This is a genomic window from Salinimonas marina (assembly GCF_015644725.1).
In the GTDB taxonomy this organism is placed as follows: Bacteria; Pseudomonadota; Gammaproteobacteria; order Enterobacterales; family Alteromonadaceae; genus Alteromonas.
On sequence record NZ_CP064795.1, the window covers coordinates 3,314,822 to 3,340,516 of the forward strand.

General features: G+C 50.0%; 24 protein-coding genes, 3 tRNA genes and 2 pseudogenes. 5 read left to right on the top strand and 24 right to left on the bottom strand.

The features are described from left to right. Window positions 1-95: 95 nt before the first annotated feature. The 7 genes and pseudogenes from sodC to purE all read right to left on the bottom strand — a co-directional run bounded on the left by sodC (window position 96) and on the right by purE (window position 4,955). Window positions 96-617, bottom strand: a complete 522-nt coding sequence (sodC, locus tag IT774_RS14860; protein ID WP_195810457.1) for a superoxide dismutase family protein — start codon at window positions 615-617, stop codon at window positions 96-98. A 224-nt stretch (window positions 618-841) separates the two neighbouring features. Beyond that, on the bottom strand, window positions 842-1,975 hold the full coding sequence (locus tag IT774_RS14865; RefSeq protein ID WP_195810458.1) for a PQQ-dependent sugar dehydrogenase: 1,134 nt from the start codon (window positions 1,973-1,975) through the stop codon (window positions 842-844). A gap of 18 nt (window positions 1,976-1,993) precedes the next feature. Continuing rightward, window positions 1,994-2,467, bottom strand: a complete 474-nt coding sequence (locus IT774_RS14870) for a Dps family protein (protein WP_195810459.1) — start codon at window positions 2,465-2,467, stop codon at window positions 1,994-1,996. 114 nt (window positions 2,468-2,581) lie between these two features. Then, window positions 2,582-3,064 carry a copper chaperone PCu(A)C gene (locus IT774_RS14875; protein WP_195810460.1) on the bottom strand — a complete coding sequence of 161 codons (483 nt, stop codon included), beginning with the start codon at window positions 3,062-3,064 and terminating at the stop codon, window positions 2,582-2,584. A gap of 91 nt (window positions 3,065-3,155) precedes the next feature. Beyond that, window positions 3,156-3,231 (bottom strand) — tRNA-Thr (locus tag IT774_RS14880). Window positions 3,232-3,325: 94 nt separating this feature from the next. Beyond that, window positions 3,326-4,468, bottom strand: a complete 1,143-nt coding sequence (locus tag IT774_RS14885; RefSeq protein WP_195810461.1) for a 5-(carboxyamino)imidazole ribonucleotide synthase — start codon at window positions 4,466-4,468, stop codon at window positions 3,326-3,328. After that, window positions 4,468-4,955: pseudogene (purE, locus tag IT774_RS14890) on the bottom strand (5-(carboxyamino)imidazole ribonucleotide mutase). Before purE ends, IT774_RS14885 begins: the two are co-directional and overlap by 1 nt. A gap of 208 nt (window positions 4,956-5,163) precedes the next feature. On the opposite strand from purE, the gene IT774_RS14895 reads away from it, so the two are divergent. Further along, window positions 5,164-6,045: a LysR family transcriptional regulator gene (locus IT774_RS14895; RefSeq protein ID WP_195810462.1), complete on the top strand. Its 882-nt coding sequence runs from the start codon at window positions 5,164-5,166 to the stop codon at window positions 6,043-6,045. Continuing rightward, a complete protein-coding gene (gene nhaA / locus IT774_RS14900; RefSeq protein WP_195810463.1) occupies window positions 6,042-7,271 on the top strand; it encodes a Na+/H+ antiporter NhaA in 1,230 nt (409 codons plus the stop codon). Before IT774_RS14895 ends, nhaA begins: the two co-directional genes overlap by 4 nt. A 92-nt stretch (window positions 7,272-7,363) precedes the next feature. Here the strand turns inward: nhaA and IT774_RS14905 are convergent. The 3 genes and pseudogenes from IT774_RS14905 to trxA form a co-directional block, all read right to left on the bottom strand. Beyond that, window positions 7,364-8,658, bottom strand: a pseudogene (locus IT774_RS14905) (amidohydrolase). 143 nt (window positions 8,659-8,801) lie between these two features. Further along, window positions 8,802-10,067, bottom strand: coding sequence for a transcription termination factor Rho (gene rho / locus IT774_RS14910; protein ID WP_195810464.1), 1,266 nt, complete (start codon window positions 10,065-10,067; stop codon window positions 8,802-8,804). A gap of 337 nt (window positions 10,068-10,404) precedes the next feature. After that, window positions 10,405-10,731 (bottom strand): thioredoxin TrxA, encoded by a 327-nt coding sequence (gene trxA, locus IT774_RS14915; protein ID WP_195810465.1) that lies wholly within the window; start codon window positions 10,729-10,731, stop codon window positions 10,405-10,407. A 101-nt stretch (window positions 10,732-10,832) separates the two neighbouring features. Between trxA and rhlB the strand changes: the two genes are divergently transcribed. Beyond that, window positions 10,833-12,122 carry an ATP-dependent RNA helicase RhlB gene (gene rhlB, locus IT774_RS14920; RefSeq protein ID WP_195810466.1) on the top strand — a complete coding sequence of 430 codons (1,290 nt, stop codon included), beginning with the start codon at window positions 10,833-10,835 and terminating at the stop codon, window positions 12,120-12,122. A gap of 3 nt (window positions 12,123-12,125) precedes the next feature. Further along, the gene (locus IT774_RS14925; RefSeq protein WP_195810467.1) at window positions 12,126-13,637 is read left to right on the top strand and encodes a Ppx/GppA phosphatase family protein; all 1,512 of its coding nucleotides are present in this window, start codon (window positions 12,126-12,128) and stop codon (window positions 13,635-13,637) included. Window positions 13,638-13,686: 49 nt separating this feature from the next. On the opposite strand, the gene hemB is transcribed toward IT774_RS14925, so the two are convergent. Genes hemB through tatA form a run of 7 tightly spaced genes read right to left on the bottom strand, consistent with a single transcriptional unit; the run spans window position 13,687 to window position 19,235 of the window. Continuing rightward, entirely contained in the window at window positions 13,687-14,685 is a 999-nt protein-coding gene (hemB, locus tag IT774_RS14930; RefSeq protein WP_195810468.1) for a porphobilinogen synthase, read from the bottom strand. Further along, on the bottom strand, window positions 14,682-16,577 hold the full coding sequence (locus tag IT774_RS14935; protein ID WP_195810469.1) for a sensor domain-containing diguanylate cyclase: 1,896 nt from the start codon (window positions 16,575-16,577) through the stop codon (window positions 14,682-14,684). Before IT774_RS14935 ends, hemB begins: the two co-directional genes overlap by 4 nt. A 12-nt stretch (window positions 16,578-16,589) precedes the next feature. Continuing rightward, a complete protein-coding gene (locus IT774_RS14940) occupies window positions 16,590-17,360 on the bottom strand; it encodes a TatD family hydrolase (RefSeq protein WP_195810470.1) in 771 nt (256 codons plus the stop codon). Then, the gene (locus IT774_RS14945; protein WP_195810471.1) at window positions 17,361-17,921 is read right to left on the bottom strand and encodes a hypothetical protein; all 561 of its coding nucleotides are present in this window, start codon (window positions 17,919-17,921) and stop codon (window positions 17,361-17,363) included. Window positions 17,922-17,938: 17 nt separating this feature from the next. Continuing rightward, entirely contained in the window at window positions 17,939-18,697 is a 759-nt protein-coding gene (gene tatC / locus IT774_RS14950; protein WP_195810472.1) for a twin-arginine translocase subunit TatC, read from the bottom strand. Beyond that, a complete protein-coding gene (tatB, locus tag IT774_RS14955) occupies window positions 18,694-18,996 on the bottom strand; it encodes a Sec-independent protein translocase protein TatB (protein ID WP_195810473.1) in 303 nt (100 codons plus the stop codon). The genes tatC and tatB overlap by 4 nt, the downstream gene beginning before the upstream one ends. Beyond that, window positions 18,996-19,235 carry a Sec-independent protein translocase subunit TatA gene (tatA, locus tag IT774_RS14960; RefSeq protein WP_195812322.1) on the bottom strand — a complete coding sequence of 80 codons (240 nt, stop codon included), beginning with the start codon at window positions 19,233-19,235 and terminating at the stop codon, window positions 18,996-18,998. The genes tatB and tatA overlap by 1 nt, the downstream gene beginning before the upstream one ends. A 348-nt stretch (window positions 19,236-19,583) precedes the next feature. Here tatA and IT774_RS14965 point away from each other — a divergent pair, with 348 nt between their 5' ends. Then, window positions 19,584-20,420 carry a hypothetical protein gene (locus tag IT774_RS14965; RefSeq protein ID WP_232365013.1) on the top strand — a complete coding sequence of 279 codons (837 nt, stop codon included), beginning with the start codon at window positions 19,584-19,586 and terminating at the stop codon, window positions 20,418-20,420. Window positions 20,421-20,431: 11 nt separating this feature from the next. On the opposite strand, the gene ilvN is transcribed toward IT774_RS14965, so the two are convergent. From ilvN to orn, 7 genes are all read right to left on the bottom strand, one after another. After that, window positions 20,432-20,929: an acetolactate synthase small subunit gene (gene ilvN, locus IT774_RS14970; RefSeq protein WP_195810475.1), complete on the bottom strand. Its 498-nt coding sequence runs from the start codon at window positions 20,927-20,929 to the stop codon at window positions 20,432-20,434. Next, a complete protein-coding gene (locus IT774_RS14975) occupies window positions 20,929-22,647 on the bottom strand; it encodes an acetolactate synthase 3 large subunit (RefSeq protein ID WP_195810476.1) in 1,719 nt (572 codons plus the stop codon). The genes ilvN and IT774_RS14975 overlap by 1 nt, the downstream gene beginning before the upstream one ends. Window positions 22,648-22,844: 197 nt before the next feature. Further along, a complete protein-coding gene (gene maoP / locus IT774_RS14980) occupies window positions 22,845-23,240 on the bottom strand; it encodes a DUF413 domain-containing protein (RefSeq protein WP_195810477.1) in 396 nt (131 codons plus the stop codon). A 356-nt stretch (window positions 23,241-23,596) separates the two neighbouring features. Next, entirely contained in the window at window positions 23,597-24,073 is a 477-nt protein-coding gene (locus IT774_RS14985) for a hotdog fold domain-containing protein (RefSeq protein ID WP_195810478.1), read from the bottom strand. A gap of 734 nt (window positions 24,074-24,807) precedes the next feature. Then, window positions 24,808-24,883, bottom strand: a tRNA-Gly gene (locus IT774_RS14990). A gap of 21 nt (window positions 24,884-24,904) precedes the next feature. Beyond that, window positions 24,905-24,980, bottom strand: a tRNA-Gly gene (locus IT774_RS14995). A 119-nt stretch (window positions 24,981-25,099) separates the two neighbouring features. Beyond that, a complete protein-coding gene (orn, locus tag IT774_RS15000) occupies window positions 25,100-25,645 on the bottom strand; it encodes an oligoribonuclease (protein ID WP_195810479.1) in 546 nt (181 codons plus the stop codon). Between the last annotated feature and the right edge of the window lie 50 nt (window positions 25,646-25,695).

The following is a 25,695-nucleotide window of genomic DNA, read 5'->3' on the forward strand; positions in this document are numbered from 1 at the left end:
CATCAGGGCGGTAAGGGCCGCCCTGACACCGGTAAATTGCAGAGGCCGTATTGCGGGCTTATTCGCACATATCTGCACTTATCAAAAGAACCCTTTTACTGAATAACGCCGCACAGTACCCGTGCGCCACCACCACCCAGTTTTTTCGGCGAGTCAGAATAGTTATCGCCGCCTTCGTGAACTATGAGGGCCTTACCCTGCACATCACTGATACTCAATCGTGTCGCCAGTACCGGATGTTTGGCTTCCCCCTCTTCACCCACATACAACAGTGGTAAATCGCCAAGGTGGCTTTGAGCACTCCAGGGGTAGCCATGAGAATCGGTTTTGTCCGGATCTAAGTGACTTCCTGCGGCTCCGGCCGGGACTTTTTCACCCTTTTTCATGGCACTGTCGCACGAGCCATGTTCATGCACATGAAAGCCATGACCACCCGGGCTCAACCCTTCCAGTGACGGCCGAAAAACCAGTCCATCATCATGCTCTTCAATTATCACCGAACCGGCAGAGGTCTGGGTGCCGGCTTTGTTCATCGTTACTTTAATACTCTGTGCTATCGCACTGTGTGAACTTAAAGCCAGCATGGCTGTGGTGGCACCAATCAACAGTTTACGCATACGTAGTTCTCCTTTTCCTTATCAAGGGATAGCCCCCCATGAGCAGAACAATAAGAATAATCAGGCTAACAGGCACTCTCTTCCCCTCAAAGTACCGTGGCTGACCGCGTCTTTATTGCTACTCAGATCGCTACTCGGAGTAATCGGGGTGAGATCAGCTGCTCCGGGGCCGGACACAAAAAAGCCAGCGCGAACACTGGCTTTTATTCGATACCGCAGCAAGCTTACTTAGCGGGGGACAGCTGCAATAATTTGCCGTCCGGCGCATCGGTAAGCAGGTAAATAAGCCCGTCAGGCCCTACCTCAACATCCCGGATACGCGCGCTGTTGTCCCGCAGGTATTCATGTTGTTCACCGGGTTTACCCTCTTTAATATCGATACGACGTAGATGGGTAAACTTCAGGGACCCCACCAGCAGATCGCCTTGCCAGTCTTTGAATGCATCGCCGGTATAAAACGCCATGCCGCTAGGAGCAATAGACGGGTCCCAGTAAACCCAGGGCTGTTCCATGCCTTCCTGATGGGTTTTATCCGAAATCACGCTGCCGTCATAATCGATACCATAGGTGATCACCGGCCAGCCGTAGTTGTTCCCTTTGCTAAGCACATTAACTTCATCACCCCCTCTGGGACCATGTTCCATCGCCCAGATTTCACCGGTTTGCGGGTGTACGGTAAGTCCCTGGACATTACGGTGCCCATAGGTAAAAATCTCTGGCGCGTCGCCATCAACAAAAGGGTTTGACTCAGGAACCGAGCCATCTTTGTGAATGCGAACCACTGTGCCAAAATGATTATCCGTGTTTTGAGCTTCATCCATGTAGTCGTTGCGATCACCCAGCGACACATACAAATGTTGCTGACGGTCAAAGGCTAAGCGGCAACCAAAATGAAAACCATTGTCGACCAGTGGTTCGGCGACAAAAATGGTTTCGACATTGGTCAGGCTATTATTTTTAAGTGTCGCCTTGGATACGGCGCTGCTGCGACCCTGGTCCCCTGCTTTGGCATAGCAAAAGTAAATAGTCTGATTATCAGCAAACTCAGGATCCAACACTACATCAAGCATCCCGCCCTGGTTGACCGCATCTACTTCAGGGACATTAGCCAGAGGTTTACTCAGACCATTGTCAAACGAATACCGACGGATATCGCCAGCACGTTCGGTAATCAGCATATCGCCATCGGGCAAAAAGGTCATGCCCCAGGGGTTGGCCAGGCCTTCGGCAAGCTGGGTTACCTGAATCTGGGTAGCGTCAGTCTGTTTATGCTCATCAGCCTGAGCTCCACATAGCACAAAAACGCCTGGCAACAAGGTTGCCAGGCGTTTGGTAAGCGAATTTTTACGCATAGTCATTGTAATTAATCGTCAACTTTATTTAGGAAGAAGGGCACGTAACATCCACGCCGTTTTTTCATGCACCCGCATACGATCAGAAATCAGGGCAACCGAGGATTCATCATCAGCGTCCTGCGCTTTTTTCAGGGCATCGCGACAAGTTTTGACCACCTGCTCGTGGCCATGGGTAAGTAAACGTACCATTTCGGTAGCCTCTGGCACACCTTCAACTTCTTCAATGGAGCTAAGCTCAGACAAGGTTTTGTAGGTGCCTGGTGCCACCACATCCAGCGTGCGAATACGTTCAGCAATGTCATCCACCGCTTCAGCCAGTTCCGTGTAATGCTCTTCGAACATCAGGTGCAGCTCGCGAAATTGAGGGCCTGTGACATTCCAGTGGAAATTGTGGGTTTGCAGATACAGGGTATAAGAATCGGCCAGCAGCTTCTTCAAACCTTCCGCTACTGTATTACGGTCATCTTCTGAAATACCGATATCAATCTTACTCATTATACGCTCCTTTATCGATTTTTATGATGAACAACATGGTTTATCATCTTAGTTGTAGATACTGGGCCAGTAAGAATCTGGATTACTTCACCCGACTCCCTGTCCTTTCCGGCTTTATTCATGATGGTGCTGATGGCCACCGTTATCAAGCTGGTGCACACTAAAATTTACTTGCTGGCTGCGCTGCGCGCGAAAGTGAAAGGTTACAGGCACCTTGGTGCCCACCTCCAGTGGCCGGGTCAGGTTATGCAACATCACATGATAGCCACCGGTTTCAAATGTCAGCTGGGCATCAGGCTTCAGGGTTAAGCCGTCGGCTAGTTTCTGCATTTTCACCATATTGTCAGCAGATACGCTGCGGTGTAACGAGGCGCCCTTAGCAATATGTTCCGGCACGCTGATATGGGTAATATGGACATGTGTATTGGTAAGATTGTGAAGCCTGGCATAGCCCGCGGCCGTGGTGGCTAAGTCAAAGCCCGCCGCAAAATAAGGCCGCTCAAATTCGATCGCCGAAGCAGGCTGAGAGGCATAAGCACCGGTGAGCAGTGAACTGCATAACCAAACAGAGGCAATTACTGAACACGCACGCAACATAGAAACCATCCTGGCAAGATTGTATTTTCTTTATCTTACGTGACAAACAGGTTTGAGCAAACCAAAGGATACACACTGAAGGGGGGAAGAATGGTGCCGACTGCCGGAGTCGAACTGGCGACCTACTGATTACAAGTCAGTTGCTCTACCAACTGAGCTAAGTCGGCACACATAAAAACCGCTTACCGTAAGGGGTTTACCTCGGGTAAGCGGGGCGTATTCTAATCTGACTACGGTGGTTGTCAAGTCGCTTTCGTCGTTCTACTTCCAACTGCTGAGTTTTTGAGCTTCTTCAGCCAGTTTGGGAAATGCTTCGCCAGGAACATATGCCACCAGCTGCTGCATCTTATGACCCAACATTTGATAGTTTTCGGCCGTCAAATTGATATGACCCATTTTTCGTTTATCCCGCACCGTTTTGCCATACCAGTGCAGATGACAGCCCGGAATACTGAGCAGTTCTCGTGAGAACGTACCACAACCGATGATGTTGATCATCGCCGCCGGTGACCGGGCACCGGTATCGCCCAGAGGCAAACCTGTTACCGCGCGTAAATGGTTTTCAAACTGGCTGGTATCACTGCCGGTAAGGGTCCAGTGACCAGAGTTATGGACCCGGGGCGCCAGCTCGTTAACCAGCAGTTGGTCCCCGCACTGGAACATCTCAACCGCCAGCACTCCGGTATATTGCATACCATCTGCTAGCCGTTTGAAGATATCCTCGGCCTGTTGCTGTAAGGCCGCATCAACCTTCGGCGCCGGCGCCACAGAAACATGCAGCTGCCCCTGGTAATGCAAATTCTCGGCGATGGGGTAGACTTTTATATCTCCGTTCTGGCTGCGCACACCTATCAGCGACAATTCGCGCTCAAAGCTCAGCATCTTTTCAACGACCAGCGGCACCGCGGATAAATCCAGACCATCCAGCGCCTGTTTAATCTCCTCAAGCTGATCAGCACTGGTGAGTCGCCACTGCCCATAGCCGTCGTAACCGTCACGGCTGGCTTTGATAATAAGCTTGTCGCCCAGGGCACTGATGCAGGCGTCTAATTCATCCAGGCTGGTAACAATCCGATGACTACAGTTCGGGATCTGGAGGGTTTCCAGCAACTGCTTTTCACGAACCCGGTCTGCGCCGACCAGGATAGCCTCCATAGACGGCATCAGTTTGTTACTTTTTTCGGCCTGCTCCAGCAAGCGTTCTGGTACATGTTCAAACTCAACGGTTAACGCATCTGCGGCTTCTATGGCCTGTTCAAGACTGGCATCCAGCGGTAGCTTGCTGACCGGATGCACTACCGTATCGCTGGAGACATCGACCGCCTCCACTTCAATACCCAGCGGGGCGCCTGCCAGGTACATCATTTGCGCCAATTGACCGGCGCCATAGACCAGTACTCTCATCAGTCCAGCTCCAGGTTACTGTTAGCCAGTACCGAATCGGTCTGCTGCGTACGAAAATCAATGATAGCCTGGCGAACCGCCGGTTCCTGTAATGCCACTACCTGAGCCGCCAATAACCCCGCATTGGCCGCCCCGGCTTCACCAATCGCCAGGGTGCCGACTGCCACGCCTTTCGGCATTTGCACAATCGACAATAACGAGTCCAGGCCATTGAGTGCTTTGGATTTTACCGGACACCCAAAAACCGGCAGGTGCGTGTGGGCCGCCAGCATACCGGGCAGGTGGGCGGCGCCCCGGCCCCGGCAATGATACAGCTGAAGCCTTCATTTTCAGCCTGCTCGGCAAATTCAACCAACAGGTTTGGCGTGCGGTGAGCAGACACTACCTTAGCTTCAAACTCGACCCCGAATTCTTGCAGCATGGTTGCTGCCTGCTGCATGGTCGGCCAATCTGAGGTGGAGCCCATTACTATCGCGACTTTAGCCATCAAACGCTTCCTTTAATGGTTGGATACATGAAAAAAGATAGCGCACTGGTTAACATATTCAGTGCAATTGAAGGCCCGGGATTGTAGCGCAAAAACACCGCAAAGCCCACAAATTGGCAATGGCATAACTGAACCAATACGTGTTTTTTCGGATACAAATCTACTCTTGGAGAAACAATGAATCATAGGGCTATGTGCACACGACATCATGAATAATCTAACTTTTCGTTTACTGGAAGTGTTTCAGGAAGTGGTTGACGGCGGCTCTGTCACCGCGGCCTCGAATTCGCTGGCACTGTCGCAGCCTACGGTTTCACTGCAGTTAAAAAAACTTTCTCAAATTGTCGGGCTGCCTTTGTTAGAACAATTTAATGGCAAGGTGCATATGACCGAGGCCGGCGAGGCGGTGTATCTGTGCGCCCAGGAGGTACTGTCGTCACAGGCAAAGCTGACCACGCAGGTGCAGGCTTTACAGGGCATGGAAACCGGCGCGCTCAAACTGGCGGCAGTGACTACCGCTAAATATATCGCGCCGCCCATGCTGAGCGCGTTTTGTAAGGCGCACCCGAATATTGATGTACATTTTACCGTGGGCAATCGTGAGCAAATAGCCGGCCGCTTTAAACAAAATCGTGATGATGTGTATATTTTCAGCCAGCCTCCCGAAGATGTGAATATTGAGGCCACCGCTTTTATGGATAATAAGCTGGTAGTGATTGCACCTGGTGATTATAACGGACCCGATTACTGTACATTGCATGATCTGGCAGGGGAGAAGTTTTTGCTGCGTGAAAATGGCAGCGGTACCCGCAAAGCGGTAGATGAATACTGTACCCGACAGGGTTTCAGCTTTCGCGACCCCATGATCATTGAGTCGAATGAAGCCATTCGACTGTCGGTAGCCTCAGGCCTGGGCCTGGCGATATTATCTGAACACACCCTCGCCCAGAGCGCGACCGATAACATCCGGGTACTGAATGTGCAGGATTTCCCTATCTGTAATTCCTGGTATGTGGTGACCCGCAAAAACCGCCCCTTGAGCCTGACGGCACTGGCATTCAAGCAATCTTTACTGGAGCGTATCCAATGAAACTGGCAGATGAAGTGCAGCAGCTAAACGAGGTTGTAGCTGACTTTCTCAAACGCGAATCTTCTGCAGGTATAATTTTAATGGCGGCCACGGCCCTGGCATTAGTGGTGGCCAACTCCCCCCTGTCGCCCTGGTATAATCAGCTTATTGACCTGCCCGTGGTTATCAAGGCCGGCGATTGGGGCATCGAAAAACCCCTGCTACTGTGGATTAACGATGGTCTGATGGCCGTCTTTTTCTTTCACGTGGGTTTAGAGCTAAAACGTGAAGTGTGCGAAGGGGAGCTGTCTAATCCTAAGGAAATGGTCCTGCCTGCTGCCGGAGCTATCGGTGGCATGGCCGTGCCGGCGCTTATTTATGTGGCAGTAAACTGGGGCGACAGTACTGCCATGTCGGGTTGGGCGATTCCGGCCGCCACCGATATTGCCTTTGCGCTGGGGATTTTAGCTTTGCTGGGCAGTCGTGCCCCTACCAGCCTGAAAGTGTTTTTAGTCACCCTGGCAATAATAGATGACATCGGTGCCATTGCCATTATTGCCTTGTTTTATACCAGCAACATTACCGAAACAGCGCTCATCATTGCGGCCATCTGTCTGGCGATACTGGCGGTCATGAATCGACGCGGGGTGATTGATATTCCTTCGTATATTCTGGTGGGGCTGGTCCTGTGGGTCGCGCTATTGAAATCGGGGGTGCATGCTACCCTGGCCGGGGTAGTCCTGGCCGCCTTCATCCCGATGCGCAGCGCCCGCGATCCCAGCTATTCGCCTGTTACCCGCTTAGAGCACGAACTCAACTCCGCGGTCAGCTTTGCGATTTTACCCTTGTTTGCCTTTGCCAATGCCGGTATTGATTTTAGCGCCATCCGCCCGGAGGGAATTTTACACCCGGTTACCTTTGGAATCTTTTTAGGTTTGTTTGTTGGTAAACAAATTGGCGTTTTTTCATTTTGTTATCTGGTGATCAAACTGAAACTGGCCAAATTGCCGGCGGGGCTGACACTTAAACATGTCTACGGCTGTGCCTTACTTTGTGGTGTGGGCTTCACCATGAGTCTGTTTATTGGGGCCCTGGCCTTTGAAGAGTCCGGTTTAAACCGTATTTTTGATGAACGGGTAGGCATTCTGGCCGGTTCGCTGATAAGCGCCGTGGCCGGTTATGTCGTGTTATATGTGGTGGGCCGGCCGCCGGTAAAAAGCGCCGGGGACCAGGTGCGGGAATCATAGCGACTTAGGGGACTGCCTTGCCAGACTGTCCCCTACCCGACAGCCCTGCCAGATCCGGCTATCGGGGCTGGCAGGGCGGTTTGAAGGTCTGGCTAGTCGCCAGACCCTTGCATATAATCCAGGGTCATGTTGGTCAGTAACTTCACCCCCAGTTTCATGCCTTTGTCATCGACCATAAATTCAGGTGTATGATGCGCCGGTGAGTCTTTTTCAGACACATCAAGAGGTTTGCCGCCTACCCATAAATACAGGCCAGGTACCTGTTCCTGAAAAAACGAAAAGTCTTCGGCACCGGTGACCGGGTTAGATAGCAACACATTTTCTGCCCCGGCAGTTCGGTTCAAAGTAGGCAACATTTGCGTGGTAAGCTCGGGGTCGTTAAAGGTAATAGGATAGCTGTAATCCAGCGGTAACGTAAGCTCGGCCTCGGCCCCATGCTCATCGCAATGCCTTTGACTTTACGCTCCATGGCTTCATACACATGTTCGCGCGCATCTTTATCCAGCGTGCGAATAGTGCCTACCAACTCGACTTCATTAGGAATGATATTAGAACGATTGCCACCATGAATAGAGCCGACGGTAACCACGGCTGCCGCATCGATCAGTTTCAGCTCACGACTCACGATGGTCTGCAACGACATCACCATTTGCGCGGCGGTTACAATGGGATCCACACTTTTCCAGGGGTAGGCGCCGTGCGCTTGTTTGCCTTTTACCACAATTTTAAACGGATCCACGGCTGCCATCGCCCCTTTGGGCGTATAGCGCACTTTGCCAATATCGGTGTTGGCATTGATATGCAAACCAAAAATCACATCAACATCAGGGTTTTTAAGTACCCCTTCCTTAACCATAACTTCGGCCCCGCCCTGTTCACCTGCAGGGGCGCCTTCTTCGGCTGGCTGAAAGATAAACTTCACCTTGCCCCGTAGCTGGTCTTTCATCTCACTGAGCACCTTGGCGGTACCCATGAGCATAGCCATATGCGTATCATGCCCACAGGCATGCATCACCGGTACGGTTTCACCATTGTATTGGGCGGTCTGAGTGGATTTATACGGCAAGTCATTTTGTTCCGGCACCGGCAAGGCATCCATATCGGCCCGCAAGGCGACCACCGGTCCTGGTTTGCCACTATCTAACACGGCCACCACCCCGGTCTTGGCCACTTCCGTCGTAATCTCCACATCCAAAGTTTTTAAAAACCGGGTAATGTATTCAGCGGTTTGAAATTCGCGGTTGGATAATTCCGGAAACTCATGAAAATGATGTCGCCACTCAATAACCTGAGGCTCAACATTATTAATCAGCTCTTCTACCTGGCTCTGGCCATAAGACAGGCCACTGGTCACCAGGCATGCCAGCGCAATTGCGGTGCGTTTCATAGTCTTTCCTTGTCGGTGTTTTTATCTACAGTAGCGAATTTACCCAACAACTAAAAGCACTATGTAGAGAATATCCTGCTGATATACAGACACAAAAAAAGCGCGTTAAAGAACGCGCTTTTTATTATCACAGAATGCCTGAGTTAGCTTTTCTGACGCTTCATGGCATTGAAAAACTCATCATTGGTTTTGGTCATCGATAATTTATTTATCAAAAATTCGATGGCATCCACTTCAGACATTTCATGCACAATTTTGCGTAAAATCCACATTTTTTGCAGTTCATCCTGACTGGTCAGCAATTCTTCACGACGCGTCCCGGAGCGATTAAAGTCAATGGCCGGGAATACCCGTTTTTCAGCAATTTTACGATGCAGATGCATCTCCATATTACCGGTACCTTTAAACTCTTCGTAAATAACCTCGTCCATTTTAGAACCGGTATCCACCAGGGCGGTAGCAATAATGGTCAGGCTGCCACCTTCTTCGACATTACGAGCGGCACCGAAGAAGCGTTTTGGCTTATGCAGGGCGTTGGCATCGACACCACCGGTCAGAACTTTACCCGATGAAGGGATGACGGTGTTGTAGGCACGAGCCAGACGCGTGATGGAGTCAAGCAGGATGATGACATCTTTTTTGTGCTCAACCAGACGTTTGGCTTTTTCAATCACCATTTCGGCGACCTGGACGTGACGGCTGGCAGGCTCATCAAAGGTAGAAGCAACAACTTCACCTTGTACCAGACGATGCATCTCGGTGACTTCTTCCGGCCGCTCATCAATCAGCAATACCATCAGTTCACATTCCGGCTGATTGGCCGCAATAGACTGCGCAATATTCTGAAGTAACAGCGTTTTACCAGCCTTGGGCGGCGCGACAATCAGACCACGCTGACCTTTACCGATAGGGGAAGCCAGATCCAACACCCGAGCGGTAATATCTTCGGTAGAACCATTACCACGCTCCATTCGCATGCGAGTAGAAGCATGTAGCGGCGTCAGGTTTTCAAACAATATTTTGTTACGCGAATTCTCAGGCTTGTCAAAATTGACTTCGCGAATTTTCAGCAGAGCAAAATAGCGCTCGCTGTCTTTTGGCGGCCTGATTTTTCCGGCAATGGTATCGCCAGTTCGCAGATTAAATCGGCGAATTTGGCTGGGAGAGACATAAATATCATCTGGTCCTGCTAAATAAGACGAGTCGGCCGAGCGTAAAAACCCAAAGCCATCCTGAAGAATCTCCAGAACACCGTCGCCGAATATATCTTCTCCGCCTTTGGCGTGAGTTTTTAGGATAGAAAAAATGATATCTTGCTTTCTGGCTCGCGCCATATTTTCCAGGCCCATTTCTTCGGCCAGGGCAACCAATTCATTGATTGGTTTATTCTTCAGTTCAGTTAAATTCATACTGGTGGGTCTTTGTGCTTGGACTTTGCTTACAGGACTTCTACGTCACTAACTCGTTTATAGAAAAGGTTATGTACACCCGGATATGGGCAAGCAGAACGCTGCTCGGATATGAGCTAATAGAACGTTAGCACCTAAAATTGTTAGCGTCCAGTTTTTTAACGGATAATCGTCAAAATACTTTCGTCGCAGAATATCGTAGGACGTAGGGTTAATTCACTGTTGATATATTACTATCATAATGAATATTTGGATGACTGTGAAATTAAAACAACTGGGCGAAATAAAAACCGGCCTTAATAAAGACCGGTTTTGACTTCACAAAAATCAATAATACTTACAGATTTTCGTTCAGGAATTCGGTTAACTGAGCTTTTGATAATGCCCCTACTTTGGTAGCTGCTACATTACCGCCTTTAAACAGCAGCAGTGTAGGAATGCCACGAATACCGTATTTTGGCGGTGTTTCATTATTTTCATCGACATTCAACTTACCAACTGTTAACTTGCCTTCAAACTCGGAAGCTACTTCTTCCAAGATCGGTGCGATCATTTTACAAGGGCCGCACCACTCAGCCCAGAAGTCTACCAGCACAGGATTTTCAGCATTGATTACATCTGCTTCAAACTTGTCGTCAGTTAACTGGATAATTTTGTCGCTCATTCTGTTCTCCATTGTTTGGACTGTCGCTGATTTGTTCAGCCACACCATAAGTGTTATAAGAAACTGTCTTTTTTAATGCAAGCACCGATAAGCTATAAGCTATGCAAACAACTCATTTAACCGAAACAAATTTTTCCGATCTGCCTGTCAATTCAAAAGTGCTTGATGCACTTAAAGCAGCTAATTTTACCCATTGTACACCGATTCAGGCGTTGGCATTACCCCCTTTGTTAGAAGGGTTGGATATTGCCGGACAAGCCCAGACCGGCACGGGTAAAACTATTGCTTTTTTGGTGGCAACATTTCACTACCTGCTTTCCAATACCCAGGAAAACACGTCTACCTCAAAAGGTCCACGCGCTATCATTATGGCTCCAACTCGCGAACTCGCGATGCAGATCTATAATGACGCGAAGCCCCTTAGCGAACATACGGGTTTATCGCTTGGATTGATATATGGGGGTGAAGGATATCAAAGTCAACGTGAAGTGCTAGAAGAAGGTGTAGATATCATGATCGGCACAACCGGCCGTATCCTTGATTACTATAAACAAAATATCTTCACGCTTAACAATATCCAGGTAGCGGTACTGGATGAAGCCGATCGCATGTTCGATTTAGGCTTTATCAAAGACATCCGTTATTTATTCAACCGGATGCCACCGGCGGCCAATCGATTAAGCATGCTGTTTTCTGCCACGTTGAGCTACCGGGTACAGGAGTTGGCTTATGAGCATATGAACAACCCAACTCATGTGCAGGTTGAGCCAGAAACCAAAACCGCCAAGCGGGTCTCTGAAGAGCTGTTTTATCCGTCTGATGACGATAAAATGCGGCTGCTGCTGACGTTAATGGAAGAAGAATGGCCCGACCGTGCGATTGTGTTTGCCAACACCAAGCATACCTGTGAAAAGGTTAACGACTGGCTGGAAGCCGATGGGCACCGGGTGGGCTTATTAAGCGGGGATGTACCGCAGAAAAAACGCATGAGCATTCTGGACGAGTTCACCAAAGGCCAGCTGGATATTCTGGTGGCCACGGATGTGGCTGCGCGTGGATTGCATATTGATGCAGTATCTCATGTTTTCAACTATGATTTACCTGATGATGCCGAAGACTATGTGCACCGTATTGGCCGTACTGGCCGAGCTGGCAGAAGCGGCATCGCCATCAGTTTCGCCTGTGAAAAATATGCGTTGAATTTACCGGCTATTGAACAGTATATTCAGCATCCAATTTCGGTCACCGACTACGATCGCACGGCGCTGCTTGAGGATGTGAAGCCACCGAAGGCGCGGCCTCGCAAACGCACGCCAAATGCCCGCAACTCGAATCGTCGCGGTCGTGGCCGGGGTAATAACAGTAAGCCTTCACCAGCCAAGAAAAATTGATTTATGCAGCCAGAAATCCAGCACGACACACTGGTCCACAGCGAGTACTATGCCGCGGTTGATTTAGGTTCAAACAGTTTTCATATGGTCATTGTGCATGTCGTCAATGGCAGTGTGCAGATTATCGGTAAGGTCAAACAAAAAGTGCGACTTGCCGGCGGTTTGAATGACAAGCTGGAACTGGATGACATCAGTATGGAGCGCGGCTGGCAGTGTCTGCAAACCTTCGCTGAACGTTTGCAAGACATTCCCGCGTCTAACATCCGGGTGGTGGCCACGGCCACCTTGCGGCTGGCGGTAAATGCCCAAACCTTTATCAGTAAAGCCGAAAGCATTTTAAATCATAAACTAAACGTGATTACCGGCGAAGAAGAAGCCCGCCAGATTTATCTGGGGGTGGCTTACACTTCTGCCAATCAGGGCAATTCCCTGGTCATTGATATTGGTGGTGCCAGCACCGAAATTATTATTGGTAACGACATGCAGCCCATCCACCTGAAAAGTCTGGATATGGGCTGTGTTACGTTTATGGAACGTTACTTCAAAGCAGGCCAGCTGACGGCCGATAACTTTGCGCTGGCCAAACAGCAGGCTAATAAGCTGATTGATGACGTCGCCGAGGCCTTTTTATGTTTTGACTTTCATAATTGTCTGGGGGCATCGGGTACCCCCCAGGCCATTACCGAAATACTGGTGGCGCAAAATATCAGTGATGCCATCCGCCTGGATTATTTGTATGACCTTGAGCAACAATGTATTGCTTGCGGCGCTATCGATAAGCTGGATATAAAAGGGTTAGACGAAAGCCGTAAGCCTATTTTCCCCAGCGGTTTGGCCATCCTGATTTGTCTGTTTGAGCGGTTAAATATCGACACCATGAATATCTCAGGCGGCGCCCTGCGCGAAGGTCTGATCTACGGTATGCTGGACAATCTGCAAGACAATGACCGACGCGCGCAAACCTTAAATCAGGCGGTTCGGCGTTATCACATCGAAAAATCTCATGCCGAAACGGTACGGGGCATGGCCCTGAATTTGTGTCATCAAATGTGTCGGCAGGCTGAGATTTGTCATCTGGATACCGAAGCGGTATTAGGCGCTGCGGCGATGTTGCATGAAATTGGTCTGCACATCGAATACAAAAAACATCACGAGCACGGGGCGTATATTTTGTCGCATATCGACATGCCCGGCTACACGCGTTTGCAACGTGAAGCAATTCGGGACCTGGTCTTGTGCCACCGACTAACAATTAATCCCGCGGTGTTTGACAATTACCATGAAGAAGTACGGCCGATGCTACTGGCACTGGTGCGTATTTTACGTATTGCTACGGTATTGTGTTTACGCCGTCAGAACAAGCATGTGCCCGAAGCGGCGCTGGAGGTTGATGGCCACCGCTGGCTGTTGCGGCTGCCAGAAGGCTGGCTGGCCTCGCACCCCCTGATTAATGCCGAACTGGCTAACGAAAGCTGGTTACAGCACCGGGCAGGTTGGCAACTGAACTGCCAGTAATGAAAGCATGGGGCTCTTTAACGGCGAAGGCCCCATCTCAAGACAAACGTCAGGATTGCAGCAAGTTCGCGGCTTCTGGGGCAAAATAGGTTAAAATGCCATCGGCCCCCGCTCGTTTAAAGGCCAGCAATGACTCCAGGATAACCGCCTCCCTGTTCAGCCAGCCATTGGCAAACGCCGCCTGATGCATCGCGTATTCGCCACTGACCTGATAAGCAAAGGTGGGCACTTGTAGCTCCTGTTTGCAGCGACGCACAATATCCAGATACGGCATACCCGGCTTTACCATTACCATGTCGGCCCCTTCGGCAATATCCAGCGTAATTTCATGGATGGCCTCATCGCTGTTGGCCGGGTCCATCTGGTAGGCTTTTTTGTTACCCCCTTTAATGTTGCCTGCCGAGCCTACCGCGTCACGAAACGGTCCATAATAGGCCGAGGCATATTTGGCAGAATACGCCATAATGCAGGTATTTACGTGGCCGTTTTGTTCCAATGATTGGCGTATGGCACCAATGCGTCCATCCATCATGTCTGATGGCGCCACCATATCCGCACCGGCTTCAGCATGAGACAGTGCCTGTTGCTGCAATACTTCCACTGTCGCATCGTTGACCACATAACCACTGGCGTCCACCAGGCCGTCCTGACCATGGGATGTAAAAGGGTCCAGGGCCACATCACTCATAATCACAGCCTCATTAAAGCGCAGCTTAATTTGGCGGATAGCCGTTTGCACCAGCCCCTCAGGATTGTAGGCCTCGCGCGCACACTCGCTTTTAAGCTCAGCCGGGGTGACCGGAAACGGCGCAAACACCCGGATCCCCAGCGCTAGCAACTTTTCAATCTCGGGCAGCCACAGATCTACCGAACGACGCATTACGCCGGGCATTGAGGGGACTGCTTCAGCCTGATTGGTACCGGGCAGCACAAAGATGGGATAAATAAGATCCTGGGCTTTAAGATGATGTTCAGCGACGAGCCCGCGCAGGGCATCGTGAGCACGCAAGCGACGCATACGGCGCGCCGGAAAAGAGGCTTGGGTCATGAATTCTTTCCTATGAAATAACCTGTTTCAATACGGTTGCGGCCGGCTTCTTTTGCCTGGTATAACAATGCATCGGCATGTTTGAATAACGCGTTTTCGTGTGCTTCAAAAGCAATCACCGCCGTGGCCACCCCCGCGCTTATAGTCATATTGAGCCGATGTTCATCAATCTCAAGAATTTCCTGTGCTACTGCAGCGCGCATACTTTCAATTACCTGCTCAGCGCCGTCTAAATCGGTATTAGGTAGTAGCACCACAAATTCTTCGCCCCCGTAACGGCTGATGTCATCCGTGGGCCGTTTCAACATTCCTTGCAGCAGCCGGGCAAGATGGGAAATGCAGGCATCCCCGGTACTATGACCATAGGTATCATTGATGGTTTTGAAGTGATCAATATCTATCACTGCCAGTGACAACGGGGTTTGTTCCCGGCGGCTGCGACGTCCCTCCGCCAGCAATCGTTTATCGAAATGCCGGCGGTTGCGAATGCCGGTCAGCGGATCGATGGTGTTCAAATTGGATAATTCGCGGTTAGCGGTAGACAACTCCCGCAACGCCACCTCCAGCTCCAGGGTGCGTTCCTGAACCTGATACTCAAGATCTTCCTGATATTGCTGCTGTACATTAAGCAGTTCTTCACGGGCCTTTAAAATATCCTGCTCCTGCTCCAGCGTTCGTTCTTTAGCCTGCAACATGGTTTCGCGGTTGTGACTATAATCGATGGCCAGCACCAGGGCCAAAAGCAGGGTTTCAACCCCCGCACCCAGCATCAGCAGATAGTTAGAGGGTACCGGCGAAGCAAACAACCCCAAATTATCCAGCGAGGCGGTAAAGGCGCTGACCAGCAAGACAAACCAGGCAAACGAATAATAACGGGCCACCGTTGAGCCTTTAAACGCAATCCAGATACCCACACCAAGGGCGAAGATCACGGTAAAGCCCAGCAATATCAGAAACAGCCGGATTAAAAAGGCATAGGGCAGGAAAAAGCTCACCAGCACATTAACCAAAAAGATGCTGGCCAGCACGATTAATGAGCGTGATAACTTCACACTATAATCTTTAACATTCAAAATGCGGTTGCAGAATAACATGGCAAACATCAGCGTCGCATTGGCGAATAAGGCCACGGCCTGAGATTGAAAACCGGCCCAAGCCGGCCACAAATACGCATAACCCAAGCCGTGCATGGCGGTGATGGTCATGGCCAGCGAAAACACGTAACCGGAATACACAAAAAAGGTCATCGACCTCGTGGTGATACACAAAAACAGATTGCTCAGACCGATAGCGACCAGGACCCCAAGAAACAAGCCAAGCATCAGATTGTTGGTGGAGGTGTAAGCCAGAAAGTCGCGTTCCTGCCACAACCGCATGGGAAGCTTCATGGTGCCACTGGTCTGTACTTTCAAATAGACGTGCAACCCCTGGGTACTGTCAGGAACCCCAAATACCAGCGTGGGCACCATGATTGTGCGCTCATTGTAACTAAGCGTATCGCCACCACGAGCCTGGTGCACTAAGGTACGGTCCACAGGGTCATAAAAATAGACTTCGACGACATCCAGCAGCGGATAATTGATATCGAGTAAAAAACGGCCTTTGGCCCGGGGTGTGGGGGGTAACATCAACCGAAACCAGTATGGCTCTGCGCGCATCCCCAGATTCACCGGTTCGGCGATAGGTTGCCAGTCATCCTGGGTGGCGACAATATCAGAAAACGTCGCAGTAGACGCATCTTGGGCCTGATATTCCACATTTAAATGACTGTGGGCATCGGCGTAATGGGTAGTCAAAGAGTCATAGAGAAGAATAAGAAACGCAGTTACCAACACGCTAAAAAACAGCAACCAACCATCATAATTGCGTTGTAGCTGCGAGCTTAACTGCATAATGTTGAGTTCCTAATCCACCTTAAATAACTGCGTGGTGTTGTGCATACAAATGTCACTAAGCCGGGCCTCACTCACATCAAGTATTTCTGCCAGCCGGGTCGCGATTGCCCCGATAAACGCTGGTTCATTATTGCGCTTGCGGGGCCGCTGATTCTTTGGAAACAAATAGGGCGCATCGGTTTCCAGTACCAGCCGGTCCAGAGGTAGCTGGGTTACCGCGCCGCGTAACGCCTCACCGCGTTTAGGATCGCACAGCCAGCCGGTAATGCCGATATACAAACCCAGTGACACATAGGCCTGCATCTGCTCGCAGGTACCGGTAAAACAATGGGCAATACCGGCTACCGGCGGGGTTTGTTGTAATAACGCCAACTGATCATCAAATGCCTCACGCTCATGCAGATACACCGGCATGTTGAGCCTGGCAGCCAGGGTCAGCTGCGCGGCAAACACCTCGCGCTGTATCGCCGGCGGCGAAAAATTTCGGTTATAATCCAGCCCGCATTCACCGATTGCCACTACCCCGGGCGCCTGAGCATGCTGTTCCAGTGCGTCTAAATCAGCGCTGGTAACCTCTTTAGCATGGTGTGGATGCACGCCTACGGTATAGCACAACTGCTTCGGGTAGCGCTGATAAAGCTCGGCCGCGGCCTGCCACTGCCCAGGGGCGGTGGTGATCATACACAACCGTTCCACTCCGGCCTGCCGGGCATGCTCAATCACTGCATCGGCATCAAAGCGGGCATCTAGCAAATTAACGCCGGCATCAAACCATCGCATTTAGCGCAGACGCTCCACTTTAATACGACGGTTACTGCCTTCTACTTTCAGATAAAACGCGCCCAGTGCACCTTCTTCTACAATCGCTGTCAGCCCTTGTTTGGCCCGTAAATACGCTGAATCTTTTTGTTTCCAGACCATATCATTGTCTAAGGTAATGATGAGTTTGTCTCTTGGTCCTTGGTCTACTTTTGTAATCTTAGCTGAGATTTCATCTGCGGCCTGCTGCCGCTGTTTCTGCTCCAGACCAAAATTGTCATTGGCCTGCGGCGGGGCTTTGGCAACTGACGGCTGAGGCTTGGCAACTGGCGCCGGGGCGGGGGCTGACTTGGAAGGCTCTGAAGCAGCGGGCTGAGGCTTTGAAGCGGCTGGCTGAGACGCTGAAGCAGACTGGGCCGGGGCCGCCTGCAGCTGACTCACCACGGCATCAAAACAATGTAAACGGTTATCGTCCTGGGTGATTTGTGCACATTTCAACAATGCTTGTGAAGAAACCGGACTGGCGGTAACCCCCATGGAGTACAAACTGGCAGTGGCCAGTAACAGACTGACAATACGCATACATTTTGATCCTATTGTTATTGTGTTGAATCCGTGGCTGAGGGGTCATCGTCCTCAGGCTCTTTTTTATTGGCATACATACTACCGGCGACCACGCCGATTTCAAACAGCACCCACATAGGCAATGCCAGCAGGGTTTGCGAAATGACATCCGGCGGGGTCAGTAACATGCCCACCACAAACGCCCCGACAATCACAAATGGCCGTTTGGTCCGCAGGGTCTGAGCATCGGTCACCCCGGTCCAGCATAAAAGAATAATGGCAATAGGAATTTCAAAAGACACGCCAAAGGCAAAAAACAGCTTGAGGACAAAGTCCAGGTAACTGCTGATGTCGGTGCTGACCGTCACGCCGCTGGGCGCAACGCTGGTAAAAAAGGCAAAGGCTAACGGAAAGACCACAAAGTAGGCAAAGGCCATACCGGCATAAAACAGCAAGGTACTGGAAACCAGTAACGGCACCACCAGTTTTTTCTCATTTTTATACAGCCCCGGCGCCACAAACGCCCAAACCTGGTACAACACATAGGGAATTGCCAAAAAAAATGACAACACCAGGGTTAATTTAAACGGGGCGAAAAAGGGCGATGCCACATCGGTGGCAATCATGGATGAGTTTTCCGGCAACACTTCCAGCAAGGGTTTAGCAAGATAGTGGTAAAGATCTTCGGCAAAATAAACCAGACAAAGAAAAACCACAAGTACGCTTAGCAGCGCGCGAAGAATTCTGTTTCGCAATTCAACCAGATGCGAAATCAGACTAGAGGCGTCGGTCATTTATCTTTCTTATAAGGTTCCTGCACTGACTTAGCCGCGTCTTTTAGCTCTTCAACGCTTTTTTCTAAGTCAGGCGACATATTTTTGAGGCCCTGCTGCTCGGCTTTTTTTAAATTTTCGTGCAGTTCATGAACACGCAACTGGTGTTCGACTTCCTGTTTGAAACCGGTCGCCGCATTACGCACTCCACGAACCGTATTGATGGTTGATCGAATAGCACCAGGCAGGCGCTCGGGACCCAGTATAAGCAAGGCCAGGACACCAATTACCAGCAATTCCCAAAAGCCAATATCAAACATCAGGATTTTTCTTTTGTATTACTCTGTGTGGTTTGAACAGGCTCAGCGGTTTCTTTTTTTTCCACCTGCTGTTTTTGTTCAAAATCGGCATCCGCTTTTTCTTCGTCGGTGACGGCTTTTTTAAATCCTTTGATGGCGCCGCCTAAGTCAGAACCGATGCTTTTAAGTCGTTTGGTGCCGAACAAAAGTACTACGATGGCCAATACAATCAGCAACTGCCAGACACTAATACCACCCATAAACTTCTCCTCTTGGTTTGTCGATACAGTATGCCATTGCAGACTCAACCTTTCACCAACATATTTAAAAGTATATTCACGCCCCTGCAACCTAACATACACTTACTCATGAAAGGTATCTGAGCGCCATTAATTTTACGTCGGTTTCAGGGGGGCATTGACTTATGCCACCCAACCCTTAATGCTAGACAAAAAGGACACTTCTTAAAACACGGTATGGCTTGTATTTCATTGGTTTTTTGTACATTACTGACAATGCCGGCCACCGCCAGCCAGGCAGATTTGCGGACATCCAATCCGTCGCCCACGCCTGTTTTGCTCAGCCCTTCGCACCCTGACGCAAGCTGGATGGATGAGTGGCAGCATAGCCTGACTGAGTCGATGAATTACTCGGTCCGGCAGATTGATAGTTTTTTTGCGATGAAAGGCTCTAACCGTTATGAGGATGCCCGGGCCCAGGGCCGTATCAGTCTTGGCTGGGAACCTCGTACCCGGGATATGTCGGACGTGGATTTGCGCTTTAAAGTTCGGGTGCGACTGCCGGCTTTGGAGGATCGTGTCGACTTACTGTTAAGTGACGACGAAAATTACGAGCAGGACACCACCCTGAAAGCCGCGCGCCAGCCCATTGAACGCCGTCGTCGCAATACCACTATTGCGCTGCGATACCGTTCCAGCGAGGACGCCAGACTGTCCCATCGTATCGGCACCGGCCGCCGGGGCCAGGTCTATGTAAAATCCCGTTACGATGACATGGCCGCCTACAGTGAAAGGCTGGCCTTGTTTTACGATGCCGAAGCCTACCTGTACACCCGCGACCATTTCGGGGCTGAGGTAGGGGCCACCATGCAATATATCAGTGACCATGATCATGTATTTCGCTTCAATCATCGTTTTTATTACCGGGATCGTTCTGAAGACTGGATTTGGCAACATGAAGGCCAGTATTTACAGCCGGTAAATGATCATACCGCGATGATTTACACCCTGTTCACCGAAGGCGGTTCACGGCCCGATTACCGCCTGAATGAGGTGTACTTAAGCAGCAAATGGCGTAGCAACCCCACTCGCGACTGGCTATTTTACGAAGTGGAACCGTTTGTCATATTTTTACGTGATGAAGATTTTAAGCCGTCTTATGGGGTGGTTATGCGGATTGAGGTGTATTACGGCAGCCCGCGTTAGCGGGCCACGGTTCAGGGGCGTAAGGCGCGCTCACCACGGGCCAGACCACAGACTCCGGTGCGGGATGACTCGATAATTTCAGCACATTGACTTAAGGTGCCAGAAAAGGCATCCAGCTTTTCGGTGGTACCGGTGATTTCAATGGTGTAATTACTGGCATTCACATCCACGATGCGGGCCCGGAAAATATCCGTGTTGCGCTTTACCTCGGCCCGCATAGATTCGGTCCGGGTAGCCACCTTCACCAGCATCAGCTCCCGCTCAATGTGAGTACCTTCGGTCAAATCCACCACTTTGAGCACATCAATCAGCTTGTTCACCTGTTTGGTGATTTGCTCAATAATTTTGTCATCCCCGTGAGTAATAATGGTTAGACGCGACAGGCTGGCATCGGCGGTGGGCGCCACACACAAGGAGTCGACATTGTAGCCACGTTGTGAAAACACCCCGATGATGCGAGATAATGCGCCCGGCGCGTTTTCCATTAGCACTGAAATAATTCTTTTCATCAGGTGCGCTCCGTTTTACTCAGACGCATGTCATCCATCGCGCCAAATTTGATTTGCATAGGATAAACATGTTCATTCTGATCGACTTCGATGTCCATAAACACCAGCCGATCGGTATAGCTAAAGCACTGCTGCATGGCCGCATCCAGTTCGTCAGGATGGGTAACCCGAATACCAACATGACCATACGCCTCGGCCAAACGCACAAAGTCAGGCATAGACTCCATATAAGAATGCGAATGACGGCTTTGATAATTCATATCCTGCCATTGTCTGACCATGCCTAACGCCCGGTTATTCAGAGAAATAATCTTCACCGGCAAATTGTATTGTAAGCAGGTAGACAACTCCTGAATGTTCATTTGAATGCTGCCATCACCGGTCACCACCACCGACACGGCCTCTGGATGGGCAAACTGCACGCCCATCGCTGCCGGCAAGCCAAAGCCCATGGTGCCCAGCCCCCCGGAATTAATCCACTGACGGGGCTTTTTGAAAGGATAATAAAGCGCAGCAAACATTTGATGCTGGCCCACATCCGAGCTTACATAAGCCTCGCCGCCCGTATGTTTGTAAAGAGACTGAATGACCTTTTGTGGTTTGATGCTATCGCCTGAGTCTGCATAATTCAGACATTGCCGGTTGCGCCACTGATTAATGTGCTCCCACCATGGCGCCACCTTTTGACACTGCTCTGACAAATCCTGCGGTTCTAGCTGCGCCAGCATTTGCTCTAACACCTTGTCTACCGCGCCGACGACCGGAATATGCGCATTGACCGTTTTGGAGATGGAGGCCGGGTCAATATCTACATGAATAATATCAGCATACGGACAGAACTTGTCGACATTGTTGGTCACCCGATCATCAAACCGGGCGCCCAAAGCAATAATACAGTCGGCATTGTGCATGGTTTTATTAGCTTCCAGCGTGCCATGCATGCCGAGCATGCCCACAAACTGGTCATGTATCCCGGGAAAGGCGCCGAGTCCCATCAGGGTGCAGGTTACCGGGGCATGCAGACGTTCAGCCAGAGCAATTACCTGGGCGCTGGCATTACTGGCAATGGCACCACCACCTACATACAACACCGGCCGCTTCGCCTTCACCATGCTATTCACCGCTTTGCGAATCTGCTTGGGATGCCCTCTGAGGGTGGGGTTGTACGAGCGCAGGGCCACATTCTGGGGAAAGTGATACGCATGTTCATCCTGAACATTGACTAAATCTTTCGGGAGATCAACCACTACCGGCCCGGGTCGGCCGGTGTTGGCGATGTAATATGCCTTGGCAATGGCATCAGGAATATCCACCGCGCGCTTTACTAAAAAGCTATGTTTCACGACTGGCCTGGAGCACCCGACCATATCGGTTTCCTGGAAAGCATCTTCACCAATATGCATCGAGGGGACCTGGCCGGACAAAATCACCATTGGAATAGAATCCATATAGGCGGTGGCGATACCGGTAATGGTATTGGTTGCACCCGGCCCGGAAGTAACCAGCACCGTACCGGTTTGTCCGGTTGAACGGGCATAGCCGTCGGCCATATGGGCCGCTCCCTGCTCATGACGTACCAGTACATGTTTGACTGCGTCCTGCGCAAACAGCGCATCATAGATGTCTAGTACGGCTCCACCCGGGTAACCAAATACGTGTGTTACTCCTACATCTTTTAGCGCCTCTACCACCATGGCTGCGCCCGACATCATTTTCACAGTCATTTCTCCCGTCTTCACTTAAATTTGTTAGCCCAGGGCATGACCTGACTATATCGAAGGATATAGAAAGTGAAAACAGTAAAACGGAGAAAAAATGAAATAATTATCCTGCCATTTTGAAATAATAGGATATTAATACTAATAACCCGTTATTCCTGCAGCGTATTAGGATGATCTTTAACATTAAGTTAACACTAGCTCTCGTCGACCTGAATATTCAGCAGTGGAATGTCTTCGCAGGTGTCGGGATCGGTGCTGGAGCCAGCAGGTTGAGGCCCCTCTGTTAATGGTTTGCTGCCGTACACGCTGTCCGGTTTAGGGCGATTTATACGTTGCTGATATTTAGCCCACACTTTCTCAATGGCATCGCCGGGTTTTTTTCGGCCTAGTGCGACATCTATATAGCCTTGTTCGGCTGCGGTTTCTGGGATGAGTTCGCCATCCACCAAAGCAGCAATAAGGGTGCCATATTGGGCCAGCAGATTACTTTCGCTGATAGAAAAGTCGCCAGACCGGGAAAAACCATAGGGGTAGAAACGTAAATCTGAAAAAGGTCGCTTTAACAAAGCATCGCGGGTTAACTTGACCATAATCAATCTCAATTGGTTAGCAGCCCCTCAGGGACCACAATGATGATGAATGGCTGGTTAACTACCCATTACATCCTGTAGAGATAGCAACAGCAGCGCGGCTATTGCCTTTTCTTTTAGATTGATTTTTAAGCAGTGTCAACAAAAAAGCATACGACGATGCGAGAAGCTGTCCCATTGCTCGAAGCCATTATTGGTTCAGCAAGACAGCCGCTGATTTACCTCAAAAACCGGGACGGTAAGGGGTTAGCCTGGTTTTTTGGCAACCAGGCTTTTATTGTATTTGCTGCTTCGAGACCTTCTTAGCGACGCTTTTCAAGGTCGAACAAAAACCAGAGTGGGCGTTGAATAAAATATTACTCTGTATTTTGCTTTTGTCTTTCACTGACCCAAATCGTTATCGTACCTTCAACAACAATGTTTCCATCCAAGTCATAGGCCTTAACAACTACCGGCAAATTCCCAGGTTTCCATGCGTCACCCGGAACCTCTGCAACACATCTAATATCCGTCGCCGCTTTTGCGGGATATGTAACCTCCATCCCTTTTGGAATCCAGCGTAAAGTTTTTGGAATAGATGCTTCACACATGAAGCCCATTGCCATTTCCAGCCCATTACAAATCGCAATGACATGCACAGTGCCAATATGATTCTGCAATTGCTTTCGCTTCTTGAACGTCACTTCACAATGATTGGGCCGCAGCTGCGTGATTTGCGGTGATATGCTTGAGAAGTATGGCGCTCTGCGTGCTGAATACCAGCTAAAAAGCCTCCTGCCACAGGGCAACTTCAAAAATTTTTTGTATATTTTGAGTAGGTAATTGTCGGTCATATCAGGTCTTTTCGTTCTTATTATCTGGTAAGACCAGTAAAGGTAACGGCTGATCGCTGTAAATGCAACTTGCGCTGCAGTATTCTGGTGGCTGGTTGGTTTACAGACAGACATTACCCTTTTTGGCTGACATCTACGCATCTGGGTCACAAACCTGCCGATATCACCTCTACCTCACGCCTTGCCAGGCGCAATTGAGACTTGGCTTCTGAACTTTGTTTTGAACAGCGAGATTAAATGCCGGGTAACAGGCATTGCAGTGAGGTACGCGTGAAGCGTCGGATTGCACTTGGGTTTTTTGGCGTTGCGGTAAAAGCATTTTGCTGTACAGCCTCGGCCAAATTATGACCAAATAAGTGGGCACTACCGGCTGAGTTTTTTTAGTCTAATAAAAAGATGTAGATACTGGGAATGAATAAACAGATAAAAACTGCTAACTCCGTTGAGGCAATCACATTGTCGCGACCATTCTTGAAAGGCTAAGCCTTGGCAATCACTTCGTGACAACCGTTTCTCGGCGACCGCTTCACGGCGAAGTATAGTGTGTTCTATCAGCTGAGCTATTCCCACAGAGAAGGGAGAATAAAAATTTGGAGCGGGAAACGAGATTTGCAACTGCCAACCACGTTGTCGCGACCCCAACCTTGGCAATCACTTCGTGACGACCGTTTCACGGCGAAGTATAGTGTGCTCTACTAACCGGGCAATTTCAGTATAAAAGGATATGAAAAACTTGGAGCGGGAAACGAGATTCGAACTCGCGACCCCAACCTTGGCAAGGTTGTGCTCTACCAACTGAGCTATTCCCGCATAGAAGAGAGAGTAAAAATTTGGAGCGGGAAACGAGATTCGAACTCGCGACCCCAACCTTGGCAAGGTTGTGCTCTACCAACTGAGCTATTCCCGCGCACCATCTTTTTGGCTTTTACGATTTTGGTGTCCCGTAAAAGTGGAGCGCATTTTACAAAAACTGTGGCAATGCGCAACACCTAATTTGAAATTTTCTTAAAAATGACGACTAACCGCTTAAATACTAAACACGTGTTCGCGATAATATTTCATTTCTTCAATAGATTCGCGAATATCGTCCAGCGCCAGATGCACGCCTTTTTTGGTAAACCCATCCAGAATTTCAGGCTTCCAGCGCCGAGCCAGTTCTTTTATGGTACTCACATCAATACTGCGATAGTGAAAGTATGCTTCCAGTTGGGGCATGTATTTCACCATAAACCGGCGATCCTGGCCGATGGTATTGCCACACAAAGGTGACTTACCCTGATCCACATACTGACTTAAAAAGTCGATGGTTTGCTGCGCCGCTTCGGCTTCGCTCACACGGCTTTCACGGCAGCGAGCGGTCAGTCCGCTTTCGCCGTGTACACGGGTACACCACTCATCCATGGAATCCAGTAAGCTATCCGGCTGATGCACCGCAATGACCGGGCCTTCTGCCAGAATATTGAGCTGCGCATCAGTCACAATGGTGGCGATTTCCAGCACTTTGCAGGTCTCAGGGTCCAAACCGGTCATCTCCATATCAATCCAGACCAGGTTTAAATCATGCTTGCTCATTTCGACAGATCCTTTCAATAGGCATGGCACCTAAGCCACACACACGTTAT

Excerpts from the sequence above, each read along its gene's own strand:
- sodC (WP_195810457.1), bottom strand. The coding sequence starts at position 617 with ATGCGTAAACTGTTGATTGGTGCCACCACAGCCATGCTGGCTTTAAGT.
- IT774_RS14865 (WP_195810458.1), bottom strand. The coding sequence starts at position 1,975 with ATGACTATGCGTAAAAATTCGCTTACCAAACGCCTGGCAACCTTGTTG.
- IT774_RS14870 (WP_195810459.1), bottom strand. The coding sequence starts at position 2,467 with ATGAGTAAGATTGATATCGGTATTTCAGAAGATGACCGTAATACAGTA.
- IT774_RS14875 (WP_195810460.1), bottom strand. The coding sequence starts at position 3,064 with ATGTTGCGTGCGTGTTCAGTAATTGCCTCTGTTTGGTTATGCAGTTCA.
- IT774_RS14885 (WP_195810461.1), bottom strand. The coding sequence starts at position 4,468 with ATGAGAGTACTGGTCTATGGCGCCGGTCAATTGGCGCAAATGATGTAC.
- IT774_RS14895 (WP_195810462.1), top strand. The coding sequence starts at position 5,164 with ATGAATAATCTAACTTTTCGTTTACTGGAAGTGTTTCAGGAAGTGGTT.
- nhaA (WP_195810463.1), top strand. The coding sequence starts at position 6,042 with ATGAAACTGGCAGATGAAGTGCAGCAGCTAAACGAGGTTGTAGCTGAC.
- rho (WP_195810464.1), bottom strand. The coding sequence starts at position 10,067 with ATGAATTTAACTGAACTGAAGAATAAACCAATCAATGAATTGGTTGCC.
- trxA (WP_195810465.1), bottom strand. The coding sequence starts at position 10,731 with ATGAGCGACAAAATTATCCAGTTAACTGACGACAAGTTTGAAGCAGAT.
- rhlB (WP_195810466.1), top strand. The coding sequence starts at position 10,833 with ATGCAAACAACTCATTTAACCGAAACAAATTTTTCCGATCTGCCTGTC.
- IT774_RS14925 (WP_195810467.1), top strand. The coding sequence starts at position 12,126 with ATGCAGCCAGAAATCCAGCACGACACACTGGTCCACAGCGAGTACTAT.
- hemB (WP_195810468.1), bottom strand. The coding sequence starts at position 14,685 with ATGACCCAAGCCTCTTTTCCGGCGCGCCGTATGCGTCGCTTGCGTGCT.
- IT774_RS14935 (WP_195810469.1), bottom strand. The coding sequence starts at position 16,577 with ATGCAGTTAAGCTCGCAGCTACAACGCAATTATGATGGTTGGTTGCTG.
- IT774_RS14940 (WP_195810470.1), bottom strand. The coding sequence starts at position 17,360 with ATGCGATGGTTTGATGCCGGCGTTAATTTGCTAGATGCCCGCTTTGAT.
- IT774_RS14945 (WP_195810471.1), bottom strand. The coding sequence starts at position 17,921 with ATGCGTATTGTCAGTCTGTTACTGGCCACTGCCAGTTTGTACTCCATG.
- tatC (WP_195810472.1), bottom strand. The coding sequence starts at position 18,697 with ATGACCGACGCCTCTAGTCTGATTTCGCATCTGGTTGAATTGCGAAAC.
- tatB (WP_195810473.1), bottom strand. The coding sequence starts at position 18,996 with ATGTTTGATATTGGCTTTTGGGAATTGCTGGTAATTGGTGTCCTGGCC.
- tatA (WP_195812322.1), bottom strand. The coding sequence starts at position 19,235 with ATGGGTGGTATTAGTGTCTGGCAGTTGCTGATTGTATTGGCCATCGTA.
- IT774_RS14965 (WP_232365013.1), top strand. The coding sequence starts at position 19,584 with ATGGATGAGTGGCAGCATAGCCTGACTGAGTCGATGAATTACTCGGTC.
- ilvN (WP_195810475.1), bottom strand. The coding sequence starts at position 20,929 with ATGAAAAGAATTATTTCAGTGCTAATGGAAAACGCGCCGGGCGCATTA.
- maoP (WP_195810477.1), bottom strand. The coding sequence starts at position 23,240 with ATGGTCAAGTTAACCCGCGATGCTTTGTTAAAGCGACCTTTTTCAGAT.
- IT774_RS14985 (WP_195810478.1), bottom strand. The coding sequence starts at position 24,073 with ATGACCGACAATTACCTACTCAAAATATACAAAAAATTTTTGAAGTTG.
- orn (WP_195810479.1), bottom strand. The coding sequence starts at position 25,645 with ATGAGCAAGCATGATTTAAACCTGGTCTGGATTGATATGGAGATGACC.